This window comes from Macrococcus hajekii (genome assembly GCF_004359505.1).
Taxonomy (GTDB): Bacteria; Bacillota; Bacilli; order Staphylococcales; family Staphylococcaceae; genus Macrococcus; species Macrococcus hajekii.
The window spans coordinates 62177-75492 of sequence record NZ_SCWE01000002.1; the positions used below are offsets into that span (position 1 = coordinate 62177).

Here is a 13316-nt window from a genome sequence, read left to right on the forward strand (position 1 = left end):
TAAATCCTCCGTTAATGTAATAGTAATAACAGTGATTTTATCACTGCTAAATCTTTAATAGCTAATTGCTTAATCTGATCCAGATTATCTGACTGGACTATGCGCTGAATGTCCTGTTCCAGTTCTTTCACTCGATTTTCGAGTGTACGTGCGGGAGTGATGATCTGACGGATATCACTGAGAGACTTACCTTGCTGTTTCAGATTTTCTATCATGTGTACCCGTTCAACCATCGCTGCACTGTACATACGATAATTTTTTGCTGTCCGTTCGAAATCCAGCAGATTTATCTGCGTGTAATAATCGATTGTCCGATTAGTGACTCCTGCTGCTTTTGCGAGTTCACCGATTTTTAATAAGTCCTTCCCATTGATTTTCCCTCCAAACCGTCACGTAATGGTTTTATTATAGAGGATTATCATTCTAATCACAAAAAAACAGCCTTATAGAAGGCTGTTAATCAAGTTCCATATCGATATGAGGAATATTGATGATTTCATAAACATCAGATGTCACTTCAAAGCCAAATGATTTGTAGAAATCTTTTAAGTACGCTTGCGCTGATATTTTAATCAGTTTACCGGGATATAATCTTTGAATTTCATCAATAGTAAACTGTACAATCTGGCGTCCCAGCTTCTGTTTACGGTATGCCTCCGGTACAAGTACGCGTCCAAATTTTACATAATCGGGCGTATCAATAATACGGGCATAAGCTGCAATTTTGTCCCCATCTTCTATTAAGACATGTTTACATGTCCGGTCGTAGTCATCAATCTCTCTATAATTTCCCCCTTGTTCAATGACAAAGACTTTGATACGCTCTTCCATAATATCCAACACTTCTTCCGGCGTTAAATCATGCAGTTCTCTTACTTTGAATTCCATCATAACAACCCCTTTAATGAAAGTTATTTTCATTATACACCACTCAAAAAAAGACCGCCCACTTTTGTGGACGGTCGCTATCATTATTCATTAATCGTCAGCTGATCGTCTTTCACGTTGATATTCACTTCCTTGACTTCTGGATTATCCAGGTAGTAATCAGTGATCATATCACGGACGTTCTGTTCAACGACACGACGTAATGGTCTTGCACCGAGTTTTTCATCGTAGCCTTGTTCGATGAGCCAGTTTTTCGCTTCATCTGTGATGTTCATTGTGATTTCTTTTTTATCCAGTGTGCGCTGAACATCTGCTAACATCAATTCAACAATCTGCTGTAAGTCTTCTTTACTTAAATGTTTGAATTCCACAATCGCATTGAATCGGTTCAGGAATTCTGGGCGGAAGTAGTGTTTTAAGTCATCAAAGATGCTGTCTTTATCCGCTTCCTGACCATCACCGAAACCAGCGTTTGATGTTGCGATAATGATTGTATTTTTGAAGTTGACGATATTACCTTGACCATCAGTCAGTTTACCATCGTCCAATACTTGCAGTAATAAAGTCAGAATCTGCGGGTTAGCTTTCTCAATCTCATCAAACAGAATAACTGAGTAAGGATTACGTCTCACTTGTTCAGTCAATGTGTTGGAGTTGTCATCATAACCGACATAACCTGCTGTTGTACCAATCATTTTAGACACTGCTGTCTGATCCATATATTCACTCATATCAAGTCTGATGAGTGAATCTTTGTTACCAAAGAGGTCAACCGCCAGCTGTTTCGCAAGTTCTGTCTTACCGACACCTGTCGGGCCGACGAATAGGAAGCTGCCGATTGGACGGTTGCCTTCATCGAAACCAGCACGGTTACGTCTGATGGCACGGGATACAGCTTTCACCGCATCAGCCTGCCCGATGATTTTTTCTTCCAGACGTGACTGAATATTTTTCAGACGCTCTAAATCATCGGAATCCATTTTAGAAACCGGGATACCTGTTAAACGTTCAACTGTCGCAGCCACTTCATCCACTGTCACTGTGTTTTTGTTGTCATCATGTGCGGCTGACACTTTATCGTTCAGTTCTTTGATCTGTGCCTGAATATTGCTTGCTTTTTCATATTCTTCGTTCTGCACCGCTTTTTCTTTTTCTTCAGTTAATGCAGCGATTTCCTTTTCAGCTTCCACTTTATCCACTGCTGTATGAGCAGCAGAAACGTGTGCTGCTGAGATATCCATCAAGTCAATCGCTTTATCTGGCAATGTACGCTGTGGAATGTACTGGATAGATAAATCGATTGCTGCTTTTAATGCTTCGTCCGGGATTTCTACGTTATGGTGTTTCTCGTAGTTATCACGGATGCCTTTTAAAATCTCGAAAGCATCTTCTTTAGAAGGTTCATTGACCACGACTTCATTGAAACGACGTGATAATGCAGCATCTTTTAAGATTGTATTACGATATTCATCCTGAGTAGTCGCACCAATCACTGAGATTTCTCCACGGCTGAGCGCAGGTTTGATGATATCTGACAGACCTTTACTGCCTGAGTCGCCGCCAGTAGAACCCGCACCAATGATCTGATGGATTTCATCCAGGAACAGAACGATGTTGCCATGTGATTTCACTTCATCCAGCAATTTCTGAACGTTCTCTTCAAATGCACCACGATACTGTGTACCTGCTTCCAGTGCTGAAATATCTAATGAATAGATTTCTTTATCTTTGATTGAAGCAGGCACATTGCCTTTAACAATCTCCTGAGCGAGACCTTCAACAATCGCTGTTTTACCGACCCCTGCTTCACCGACTAAAATCGGATTGTTTTTAATACGACGGCTTAATACTTCCGCTGTATCCTGAATCTCTTTGTCACGGCCGATTACTGGATCTAGTTGACCCTGACGTGCCTCCTCAGTTAAGTTACGGCCTAATTTACCTAATATGCCATCAGCAGATAATGCTTTACCTTGTGATTGAGCAGGTAACTGCTGCTGGTCTTCTTTGAACTGATAGCCTTGCTGTTTAAGTGCTGCTAGTTGTTCAGGTGTTACTTCATGTCCATTTATATAGTAGCGTTTTTTAGTGTAATTATTATTTGCATTCATCTCGTTAAACATACTGTTAAATAATGCATCAAAATCGTTGTTGAAAAATGAGTTATTCATAACTAATTCCTCCTAATATTCAATTGTCATTTTACTATCAAAGGTGTCTTATTCCTTTGATATATTCATTATATACCCAAGGTCAAAAAAGGTCAAACATTTTGTTGACCTTTTTTGACTATTAATTTTCACATAAAAAAGAGCCTCTATTTAGAGACTCTTCCTTCAATCTGATGATTTAATTTTGTCTGGCGGTTACACAGAATGGCATAGGTCAATAAACCTAATCCAAGGCCGATGATAACAGCGGGGCCTTCCTGATCAAAAAGCATACCAATACCTAAGCAGATAAATAATAACGCTGGAATAATATATGTAATATTCATTCTCTCTCCCCTTTTGATGAATATTTCTAGCTTATCATCATTTTACCAGATTCAGGGAGCTTTAAACTATTGTTTTGGATAACTTTTAAGAAATTTTTCCAGACGATTACAGCCTTCAACGATTTCTTCCATTGTACTCGCAAATGATAGACGGATATACCCTTCGCCGTACGAGGTAAAGGCTGCACCAGGTACAACTGCGACTTGCTCCGCTTCCAGCAGGTCAGTTGCAAATTGAAAAGAATCTGAATGGTATGCGGATATATTCGGTAGTATGTAGAATGCACCGGTTGGTCGTTCCACCGGCAGTCCCATCTGAGTCAATCTATCGTATAGATAGTCCCTTCTCTCGATATAGGCTGTATTCATATGCTTAAGCATCTGCTTACTATTTGGATGAGTCAACGCTGCAATTGCCCCGTACTGTGAAGGTGTTGCCACACAGATGGAGTTATAGAGATGCACTTTTGTGACTTGATCAATCGCATATTCCGGTGCCAGTATATAACCCATACGTGCACCCGTAATCGCATGTGATTTAGATAAACCATTAATATAAAAGAGCTGGTTGCGCACTTCCGGATATTCAATAAAGGAATGATGTTCTCCTTCATATATATTCTCGGAATAAATTTCATCAGTAATAATGAAGATTTCCTTATCTTTCAGTAACTGAACAAGTGACTGAATCACGTCAGCACTTAACGTTGTGCCTGTAGGATTCGTCGGATAGTTGAATAGAATTGCTTTTGTCTTAGGCGTAAGCGCCGCTTCAATCTGTTCAGCAGTCGGCACGAAATGTGTGGCTGTCGTATCAACAAATACTGTTTTCGCACCAAGCAACTGGATAAGGGGTTCGTATCCTGCATAAGCAGGCGCCGGAATAATGACCTCATCACCTGCATCCAGAATAGCTCTGAAAATACTATCTATTGCCTCTGAGCCACCATTCGTCACCAGTACTTCAGTTTCCGGGTCATACTCGCTATTGAAACGTTGTGCGGTATAGTCTGTGATGGCTGTTCTAAGTTCTATCAGCCCTTTGTTATGCGTGTAGCGTAACTTGCCGGCTTCTACCGCATCTACCATTGCCTGTCTGATGAAATCCGGCGCATCAAATCCTGACTGACCGAGCGTCAGATTGATACCGTTCTCGTACTGACTGACTTTATTCGCGAACTGACGAGTGCCAGGTACTTGCAAAGCGGTCACACGGTCATTGAATTGTGGCATGATTCATTCCTCCTTAGATGATGTCATTCTGAATCAATTGTGCTAGTGTCTGACGTTTAATAACCGGGCGGACACCTGATTCTGAGACAAAGACAACTGCCGGCTTCACCATCTGGTTGTAGTTTGAGCTCATACTATAGTGATAAGCGCCTGTTGATAAGACTGCAAGTAAATCTCCACGTTTAATACTTGCGGGGAGTTTAATATCACGACGGATAATATCTCCAGATTCGCATAACTTTCCTGCGATGGTCATCGTCTTGTCATGCGTCTCCTCACGGTCAACAAGTCGAAGTTCATATTTCGCATCATAGAGTGCCGTACGAATGTGATCGCTCATGCCTCCATCAATCGAAACATAGTAGTTCGTATCAGGAATCTCTTTAATGGTGCCCACTTCGTACAGTGTAATACCTGCTTCTCCGACGATAGAACGCCCTGGTTCAAGTGAAAGTTCCGGCACCGGATAACTATGAGCTTCACATGCTGCTTGAACCGCCTGGGTAATGGTTTTGATACCTTCTTCTATCGGATAGCTGACATCATCGTCCGTATATTTAATGCTGAAGCCACCGCCGATATTTAGTACTTGAATGTCGATATCATTCTCTTTTAACCATTCAATAACGAGCTTCACAGTTTCTACTGTACCAGTCGATTCAAAAATCTGTGAACCAATATGGAAGTGAACACCCATAAAATCAATATGTTCAGCTGCTTCAATCTGACGAACACCTTCCAGCGCCAGTCTTTTTTTAATGCTGAGACCAAACTTACTATCTTCCTGACCCGTCTGAATGAATTCATGGGTATGCGCTTCAACACCTGGATTAATACGAAGCACTGCTTTTACCTGTTTCGTCGCCAGGCGGTCGATACGTGCAATTTCGTCCAGACTATCAATGACAAAATATTCGACACCAGATTCAATTGCATAGAGTATCTCCCAGTCTGTCTTATTATTGCCGTGGAAATGAATGCGTTCCGGTGCTACATTGGATTGAAGCGCTGTATAAAGTTCTCCTTCACTGACAACATCAAGACCCATGTCTTCCTCTGCCATCATGTTAAAAAGCTGAACAGCAGAAAATGCTTTTGAAGCATAGGAAATCGTGTAATTCAGTCCCGAATCCTGAAGTGCAGTATGGAATCTATGGCACTGCTGACGAATCATTGTTTCATCATAAACGAACAGAGGTGTGCCATATTCACCAGCAATATCTTTGAGCCTGTGACCATGCATCGTCAGTTCATTGTCTATATATTGTAATGTCATTTAAATAATCTCCTTTTTCAACGAATGATGATTGAGGGCACTGAGCTGTTCTGAATTTGCGCCTACCCCTTTGAATGTATGTTCATCTATACGAATATCATTGCTGTATAAAATAACGGTATCACCTTGCTTAACCTTGTCATCTACTTCAACAAAAAGGTGACTCATCATCAGTGCGCGAATCGGATAACGTCTCCCGTTAATCAGACAATCATGCTGACTTCTTGTACGGAGAATACCATCACCATATCCGATATCAATCACTGCGATTTCCGTCTCTTTATCTGCTGTATAAGCGAAACTATAGCCCGCTGATTCTCCTGCCCCAAGAGTGCGGATCTGGATAACATTCGCACTCACTGTCAAGGCCTGGACTGTCACTTTCTCGTCCAGATTTGAGTACGGTCTGCTGCCGTAGAGAATAATGCCAAGTCGAGCATGTGTATGCTGAGCAAAAAGGCCATCTCTAACGAAGCTCGCACTGTTCTGAGCATGTACGAAGTCAAAATGATAATCCGCAAGCATCGCCTCAAGTCCAGTCAGCCATGCTGATTTCTCATCATTATAATCTAGTACATCAAACTCATCGGCATAACCGAAATGAGTCCAGATACCCCTGATATGCATCTGTTCATGCTGTAGACGTTGTTCATCAAGTTTAATGACTGCTCTCATTTCATCGAATGTTTTAAATCCAGAACGATGAAGTAGGTTCTCAAATTCCATGTGAACATGGATGCCAGACAGTTCAGCTTGATACTGTCTGTAAAATTCAAGCGAAGGTAATGTCATGTGTATGTCATTCTCTTTGAGAACCGCAAATTCTGTTGTCGGATTCATCAGGAAAATAGTAGCTTGAGGCGCTAGTTCACGTACGCGTACTGCTTCGTGCAGCACCGTCGTACTGAACGTATTGATACCCGCTGCCAGAAATGCATTCACTGCGAAGTCCAGTCCATAATGGTAGGCATTATTCTTCACCACTGCCATAACCGGCTGTCCTTGTATCACATGTTGAATGTTATCTTTAAATGTCTGTGTATCAAGTGTCCATTTTGCCGTCATAATGTCGCCTCAAATCTCGCGAGAATAGCGCTAAACAAATCTACGCCACCCAGCAGTACATGTTCATCAAAGTTCAATGTTGAAGTATGCAATCCTGTCACAAATTGCTGCTCGGCGTTACGGCATCCTAAAAAGGCAAAGGCTGTTGGAGCGACCTGACTATAGAAGGCGAAGTCTTCACCGAATAAATAAGGTTCCTCTTTTTCAATCCATTCCAGTGATGTCTCTTCACTTGCCTGCTTCATCAGCTGATAGGCATCTGTATCGTTAGAAGTAGACGGATAACCTTCAGAAAATTTTACTTCAACAGCTGTGCCTGTCACCACTGAACAAGCTTCTGCAATCTTTAACATCTGTTCTTTTACTGTCGCTAAGTCATCAGCAGCATATGTTCTGATCGTTCCTTCCAGATAACCGTTAGAAGGCACCGTATTGATTGCCTCACCTGCATGAAACTGACCGATATGCACAATATTCTGCCTGAGTCCCGGCAGATGATAATGCTGAAGCTGTGAAATCTGACTCAGAATAAAGCTCAGCGCTTCACCAGCGGAATGACCTTGTTCTTTATTTGCAACATGTGCAGATAATCCTTTAATGAAAAAACGATATTCTGTCGCACTCGCTGTGATCGGTCCTGGCTTTGATAAAACCAGGCCTTCTTCATTGTTAGGCATCATATGCAGACCGAAAATATAATCAGGCTTTAATTTGAATGAATAGGCATTCAGCAGCTGGTTTGCACCCGCCTCTGTTTCTTCTGAAGGCTGAAATATGAAATAGACAGTGGCCGTCAGCTTGCCCGCATCGTATAACGCCTTAACACGCTTAGCAAATGCGAGCAGAATCGTAGTATGACCATCATGTCCACATGCATGCATAACATGGTCAACACTCGAACGATAGTCCACATCATTCTCCTCATGGATCGGCAGGGCATCTATATCGGCACGAAAAGCAACTGCCTGCTCTGTTGTGCCTTTAAGATAGCCAATCACACCGGTCGGCAGTGGTGTATCATATGGAATGTCCAGCGCATCCAGTTCATTTTTAATGAAAGCTGTTGTTTCAAATTCCTGCATGCTCAGTTCCGGATGTTGATGCAGCCAGCGTCTTGTCTCTTTCAAATATTCATATTCCATTGCCTTCACCTCTTCATTAGTCGTTCAATTTACGGAGTGCCTGTACAATCTCAATTTTAGAACCTTCTACTTCATGCGCCTGTTTAATAACACGTGCCGGCATCCCAGCTACCACTGCACCAGCAGGTACATCTTCCGTCACAATTGCGCCAGCAGCTACAACTGCTCCTTTACCGATGCGTACACCTTCAAGCACAACTGCATTAGCACCGATCAATACATCATCTTCCACAATGACGGGCTGCGCACTTGGCGGTTCAATCACACCTGCAAGAACTGCGCCAGCACCCACATGGACATTTTTGCCTGTCGTTGCGCGGCCCCCGAGTGTTGCATTCATATCAATCATCGTCCCTGCGCCGACAACTGCACCGATATTTACTGTTGCACCCATCATGATAACTGCGCCGTCATGAATTTCAGCATGTTCACGAATCAATGCACCCGGTTCAATACGCGCATTGATTTTCGTCTGATCGATGAGTGGAATAGCTGAATTACGACGATCATACTCCACTTCCACACCTGTTATAACATTCTGATACGCCTCATAGAATGCAGACCAGTCTTTGAAGTCACCGAAAATAGTCTTTGATGATTCGCTGCCGAAGACTTTAAGTGTCTCAGGAAACGCAACTTCGCTGAAATTACCGTTCACATAAACTTTAACTGGTGTCTTCTTCTCGCTGTCACTAATATATTGAATGATTTCCTGTGCTGATTGTAATGTCATCATTATCTCCCCTTTTTATAAGTTATCAAATGTATAGTAGCCTTGTTTTTTGCTCACTAACTGCTCTGCTACATCCAGGCTGCCGCTTGCAAATATATCTTTGCTCTGTGCACGATGGATAATCTGAATCGTTTCGTCGTGACCGGCAAATAATACTTCATGCTCACCTACAATGGTACCGCCACGAACGACATTGATACCGATCTCCTCGTCTGATCTTGCTTGTTCCGTCTGCGTACGGTCATAGACAGGGTACGCAGCTTCGCGTTTTTCTTTAATTGCATCATATAATTTAACCAGTGTGCCGCTCGGTGCATCTACTTTTTTGCGATGATGCTTTTCTGTCAGTTCAATATCGAAATTCTGGAGAAGCGGTACACTGTATTTGATGATTTCAGTCAGGATATGCACCCCGTAGCTCATATTAGCACTGAAGAAGACCGGTTTAGTCTCAGCAGCTCCTTCAAGTGCTTCTATAATTTCTTCCTTGCGTCCTGTTGTCGCCATCACAAGCGGAATATCATGCTGTTTTCTAATTACAGGCAGTGAAAGCTCTGGATGCGAGAAGTCAATGATGACATCCGCTTCCGGCCACTGTTCTTCTATCTTAAATGATGGATAAGGATATATCTTATCTGATTTCGTAATAATACCTGCAATGTGATCACCACGCTCTTCAGCTAGACGTGCAACACGTTCGTTCATTGCACCGTAACCTACTAAAAGAATTTTCATTACGCTTCACCTTTATACGCTTGATAAGCCTCATGAATCACTTTGCTGTCTTCTTCTTCCAGAGGGACAAGCGGTAGTCTCACTTCTCCATTTGCAAACCCAAGTTCAGTCACCAGCGCTTTGATCGGCATTGGATTAACATCGACACCGAGTGCATCAATCAGTGGACTGACTTTATTGAAGAGACGTTCTGCTTCTTGTGGATCAGATGCATATGTCTCGTAGATCGCCTGGAATTCGGCAGGAACTGCATTCGCAACAACCGAAATCACACCGTCACCTCCGCGCTCGTAAAACGGAATAATAGAGTCGTCATTACCACTATAGAGTGTGAAATCAGTTGATACAATCGCTCTGACCTGCTTCAGATATTCCATATCTCCTGTCGCATCTTTCAAGGCAACGATATAAGGATGCTCTGCTAATATTTTAATCGTCTCCGGTTCAATGGTCATATTCGTTCTGGCAGGCACATTATAGAGAACAACCGGTAACTGGACTGCTTCCGCAATCGCTGTGAAGTGGGCCAGTAATCCACGCTGATTTGTTTTATTATAATAAGGTGTAATCAGCATAATGGCATCTGCATCTGCTTCTTTCACTTTCAGCGAGTGCTCAATAGAAGCCGCAGTATTATTAGTGCCTGTCCCTACAACAATCGGCACTCGTCCATCTGATACTCTAACGGCCAGCCTTACAAGTTCAAGTTTTTCTTCCTCAGTGAGCGTTGAACCTTCTCCTGTCGTACCATTGACGAATATAGACTGCATCCCATTATCGATTAGAAATTCGATATGTTTTTCAAATGTTGTATAGTCAACCTCCCCCTCTTTAAAAGGTGTTGTGACGGCGACTGCTGTCCCAGTAAATAATGTCATTATGCTTCTCCTCTCTCTTTAAGTAATGCTTCAAGAATTTGGACTGCATTAAGTGCGGCACCTTTTAGCAGGTTATCTGCCGTACACCAGATATGGAACGTATTATCAAGTGAGTCATCAGTGCGGATACGACCGACGAACACTTCGTCTCGTCCTGTTGAATGAATAGCGAGTGGATATTCATTGTTTTCAACATCATCAACAAGTACAATACCTTCCTGTTTGCTCAGCACTTCTCTAATAGCATCAACAGTCGCTGGTTTTTCGAGCGTTACATCCATTGCAACACTGTGACTATCTTCAACGGGTACACGCACGCATGTAGCTGTCACACGAAGATCGGGCAGATTAAGAATTTTTTTCGTCTCATCAATCATTTTCACTTCTTCTTTTGTGTAACCATCTTCCTGAAAGACATCAATATGCGGCAGTACATTGTTATAAATCGGATGTGGATAATTGGTCGGTGCTGCACCTTTTGCACCTTCGCGCAGATCATTCAGACCAGCAAGACCTGAACCGGACACAGCCTGATAAGTCGTGTAAGCCACACGTTTAAGACCAAACGCTTCAACAAGTGGTTTCAGTGGAACAACTGACTGAATAGTTGAACAGTTCGGATTTGCAATAATGGCACGGTTTAGTTTAGGCTTGTTCACTTCAGGTACAATCAGATCGATATCTCCCTGCATACGGAATGCACTCGAGTTATCAATGACAACAGCGCCTGCCTGTTCGAAAATAGGAGAGAATTTAAGTGATGTACTGCCTCCTGCACTCATCAGAACGTAATCAAATGGCTCTTCTGCGCGTGCTTCAGTCAGTTCCTGCACTTCATAATCCCGGCCTTTAAAAGAGATCACCTGTCCTGCTGATTTCTTAGATGAGAACAATGTCAGTTCATCAAACGGAATCGCTTTCCGTTCAACCACTTCCATCATCTTAGATCCCACTAATCCTGTTGCACCTACAATTGCTAATTTCATTTTTATTTCCTCCTCTTCTATAACTCAAAGACTGAACATAATTTCTCAACAGCCTGTGTCCCATTTTTTTGATCTACTACGTATGAAATACTAATTTCAGATGTTGTAACTTGATAGAACGGAATATTGTTGTTCAGTAATGTCATGAAAACTTTACTTGCAACACCTGACATATCTCTCATCCCTGACCCGATCACTGAAACCTTGACATAGTTCTCCTGAATGTTGAAATTCATTGATGGATATTCTTCATTGAGTACAGTAAAGATTTTATTGATCTGACTTGCATCTGTATCTTTCATCGTAAATGAAATCTGAAGTCCATCCATATTGACAATCTGTGAAATCATATCGATATTGACTTCTTCCTGTTCCAGCATTTCAAATAATTTTTTCAGTAAGGCTGCATCATTCATCGGATAACTGACTGTCACATAATCCATATCCTTATCAAGTGCTACACCGGTGACCGCCTTTTTCTCGAGTATCTCTTCCTGTGCCATAATCCATGTTCCTTTCTCATCTGATAATGTCTGTCCTAAATAAATTGGAATATTATAGTTCTTCGCAATTTCAACACTTCTCGTCTCAAGTACGCCTGCCCCGAGCGCACTCATTTCCATCATCTCCTCGTAGCTGACATAATCCAGTCGTTTTGCCGGATAGAGACGTGGGTCAGTGCCATATACGCCTGCTACATCTGTATATATTTCACATGAAACATTTAATGCAGAAGCAATGGCTACGGCTGTCGTATCACTACCGCCTCGGCCGAGTGTCGTAATTTCTCCAAGCTCATTCATTCCCTGGAAACCAGCGACCACAACTACATCGCATGTTTCAAATGCTTTTTCGAATTTTTGTTCATCTATATTGAGAATCTTACTTTTCAGATGGTGGCCTTTCGTACGGATACCGGCTTGAAAACCTGTCATCGCTTGAGTCGGTACATTTAGCTCCTTCAGAATGATGGACAGATAAGATATTGTCTGCTGCTCTCCTGTTGTTAATAACAACGCTAAATCCTGTTCATTCGGACTTGCGGTTAACAACTGAACATTCTTCAGCAGTTCATCAGTTGTCTTACCCATAGCTGAGACAACCACCACCAGCTGTTCATCTTTCTCAGTCCTATTCTTTAAATAATCAGCAATATTTCTTAGCTTTGTAAAATCGGCTACAGAAGTACCACCAAACTTGATTACTCTCCGCTTTGTCACTTTAAATCCTCCTATGGCATCTGAAAACAAAAAAACAAGTTCATGAAAGGCATGAACTTGTTTTATCTATTTACAAGTGATGCACTCCATTATTTTTAAAATAATGACAGACTGCGAGTTGTTCACCCGTCAATCCAACATAGCCACCCCTGCAAGAACGACTATATTTCGGCATCTCACCCTTTCAGTAAAGTATTTGCAGATTCCAGACTTTACTTACTGATGATCGATGCACCTCATCTCTATCTATTTAATTGTTGTAATTCATTATACATAAGAATTCACAGAATGTACAGAAAATTATAAATAGTACTGGTTACACTCATATTAAATCCGCTGATGATGATTGAGACTGTACTAGAAAACGATATATCTGCTGATAATGTTCATCTAGAAAGTCAGTCCACTTATACCATTCTCCGTCATAATAAATGCTTAATGTCTCCTTAAGAAGTTTTTTTGATAGTTCTACTTTCCCTATTTGAGTGATATCGAAACTTTCTTTAAATCCATCCATATTACCTATGCTTTCAGAATTGAACGATAAAATCCGGTTGCTCTCATCCAATGTTAATACACCCGGAAAGTTCACAATGCGAAATTGAAATGTCTTCATAGAACAGCGTGTTTTCACTTTTAATCATCCCCTTATATTTCCATTAT

At 41.8% G+C, this 13316-nt stretch carries 14 protein-coding genes and 1 riboswitch; all 14 genes read right to left on the bottom strand.

From position 1 onward, the window contains the following. Positions 1-11 precede the first annotated feature (11 nt). The 14 genes from ERX37_RS11710 to ERX37_RS05965 all read right to left on the bottom strand — a co-directional run bounded on the left by ERX37_RS11710 (position 12) and on the right by ERX37_RS05965 (position 13287). Entirely contained in the window at positions 12-374 is a 363-nt protein-coding gene (locus ERX37_RS11710) for a MerR family transcriptional regulator (RefSeq protein WP_133429759.1), read from the bottom strand. Between the two features lie 82 nt (positions 375-456). Then, the gene (locus tag ERX37_RS05905) at positions 457-888 is read right to left on the bottom strand and encodes a GNAT family N-acetyltransferase (protein ID WP_133429760.1); all 432 of its coding nucleotides are present in this window, start codon (positions 886-888) and stop codon (positions 457-459) included. An 83-nt stretch (positions 889-971) separates the two neighbouring features. Next, complete coding sequence (locus ERX37_RS05910; protein WP_133429761.1) at positions 972-3059, bottom strand: ATP-dependent Clp protease ATP-binding subunit; 2088 nt, start codon at positions 3057-3059, stop codon at positions 972-974. A 146-nt stretch (positions 3060-3205) separates the two neighbouring features. Then, positions 3206-3385, bottom strand: coding sequence for a hypothetical protein (locus ERX37_RS05915; RefSeq protein ID WP_133429762.1), 180 nt, complete (start codon positions 3383-3385; stop codon positions 3206-3208). A gap of 66 nt (positions 3386-3451) precedes the next feature. Beyond that, entirely contained in the window at positions 3452-4618 is a 1167-nt protein-coding gene (locus tag ERX37_RS05920; protein ID WP_133429763.1) for an aminotransferase class I/II-fold pyridoxal phosphate-dependent enzyme, read from the bottom strand. A 13-nt stretch (positions 4619-4631) separates the two neighbouring features. Further along, on the bottom strand, positions 4632-5894 hold the full coding sequence (lysA, locus tag ERX37_RS05925) for a diaminopimelate decarboxylase (protein ID WP_133429764.1): 1263 nt from the start codon (positions 5892-5894) through the stop codon (positions 4632-4634). Continuing rightward, positions 5895-6959 carry an alanine racemase gene (alr, locus tag ERX37_RS05930; RefSeq protein ID WP_133429765.1) on the bottom strand — a complete coding sequence of 355 codons (1065 nt, stop codon included), beginning with the start codon at positions 6957-6959 and terminating at the stop codon, positions 5895-5897. It lies immediately after the preceding gene. After that, positions 6956-8101, bottom strand: coding sequence for a M20 metallopeptidase family protein (locus ERX37_RS05935; RefSeq protein WP_133429766.1), 1146 nt, complete (start codon positions 8099-8101; stop codon positions 6956-6958). The genes alr and ERX37_RS05935 overlap by 4 nt, the downstream gene beginning before the upstream one ends. 16 nt (positions 8102-8117) lie before the next feature. Next, positions 8118-8834, bottom strand: coding sequence for a 2,3,4,5-tetrahydropyridine-2,6-dicarboxylate N-acetyltransferase (gene dapD, locus ERX37_RS05940; protein ID WP_133429767.1), 717 nt, complete (start codon positions 8832-8834; stop codon positions 8118-8120). Positions 8835-8849: 15 nt separating this feature from the next. After that, positions 8850-9569 carry a 4-hydroxy-tetrahydrodipicolinate reductase gene (gene dapB / locus ERX37_RS05945; RefSeq protein WP_133429768.1) on the bottom strand — a complete coding sequence of 240 codons (720 nt, stop codon included), beginning with the start codon at positions 9567-9569 and terminating at the stop codon, positions 8850-8852. Next, positions 9569-10447 carry a 4-hydroxy-tetrahydrodipicolinate synthase gene (dapA, locus tag ERX37_RS05950; RefSeq protein WP_133429769.1) on the bottom strand — a complete coding sequence of 293 codons (879 nt, stop codon included), beginning with the start codon at positions 10445-10447 and terminating at the stop codon, positions 9569-9571. Before dapA ends, dapB begins: the two co-directional genes overlap by 1 nt. Next, complete coding sequence (locus ERX37_RS05955) at positions 10447-11433, bottom strand: aspartate-semialdehyde dehydrogenase (protein WP_133429770.1); 987 nt, start codon at positions 11431-11433, stop codon at positions 10447-10449. The genes dapA and ERX37_RS05955 overlap by 1 nt, the downstream gene beginning before the upstream one ends. A 17-nt stretch (positions 11434-11450) precedes the next feature. After that, positions 11451-12653: an aspartate kinase gene (locus tag ERX37_RS05960; protein ID WP_133429771.1), complete on the bottom strand. Its 1203-nt coding sequence runs from the start codon at positions 12651-12653 to the stop codon at positions 11451-11453. A 71-nt stretch (positions 12654-12724) separates the two neighbouring features. Continuing rightward, positions 12725-12901: riboswitch (Lysine riboswitch) on the bottom strand. 74 nt (positions 12902-12975) lie between these two features. Continuing rightward, positions 12976-13287, bottom strand: coding sequence for a hypothetical protein (locus tag ERX37_RS05965; RefSeq protein WP_165981982.1), 312 nt, complete (start codon positions 13285-13287; stop codon positions 12976-12978). Between the last annotated feature and the right edge of the window lie 29 nt (positions 13288-13316).

Coding starts and splice junctions, on each gene's coding strand:
- ERX37_RS05905 (WP_133429760.1), bottom strand. CDS start 888: ATGGAATTCAAAGTAAGAGAACTGCATGATTTAACGCCGGAAGAAGTG.
- ERX37_RS05910 (WP_133429761.1), bottom strand. CDS start 3,059: ATGAATAACTCATTTTTCAACAACGATTTTGATGCATTATTTAACAGT.
- ERX37_RS05915 (WP_133429762.1), bottom strand. CDS start 3,385: ATGAATATTACATATATTATTCCAGCGTTATTATTTATCTGCTTAGGT.
- ERX37_RS05920 (WP_133429763.1), bottom strand. CDS start 4,618: ATGCCACAATTCAATGACCGTGTGACCGCTTTGCAAGTACCTGGCACT.
- lysA (WP_133429764.1), bottom strand. CDS start 5,894: ATGACATTACAATATATAGACAATGAACTGACGATGCATGGTCACAGG.
- alr (WP_133429765.1), bottom strand. CDS start 6,959: ATGACGGCAAAATGGACACTTGATACACAGACATTTAAAGATAACATT.
- ERX37_RS05935 (WP_133429766.1), bottom strand. CDS start 8,101: ATGGAATATGAATATTTGAAAGAGACAAGACGCTGGCTGCATCAACAT.
- dapD (WP_133429767.1), bottom strand. CDS start 8,834: ATGACATTACAATCAGCACAGGAAATCATTCAATATATTAGTGACAGC.
- dapB (WP_133429768.1), bottom strand. CDS start 9,569: ATGAAAATTCTTTTAGTAGGTTACGGTGCAATGAACGAACGTGTTGCA.
- dapA (WP_133429769.1), bottom strand. CDS start 10,447: ATGACATTATTTACTGGGACAGCAGTCGCCGTCACAACACCTTTTAAA.
- ERX37_RS05955 (WP_133429770.1), bottom strand. CDS start 11,433: ATGAAATTAGCAATTGTAGGTGCAACAGGATTAGTGGGATCTAAGATG.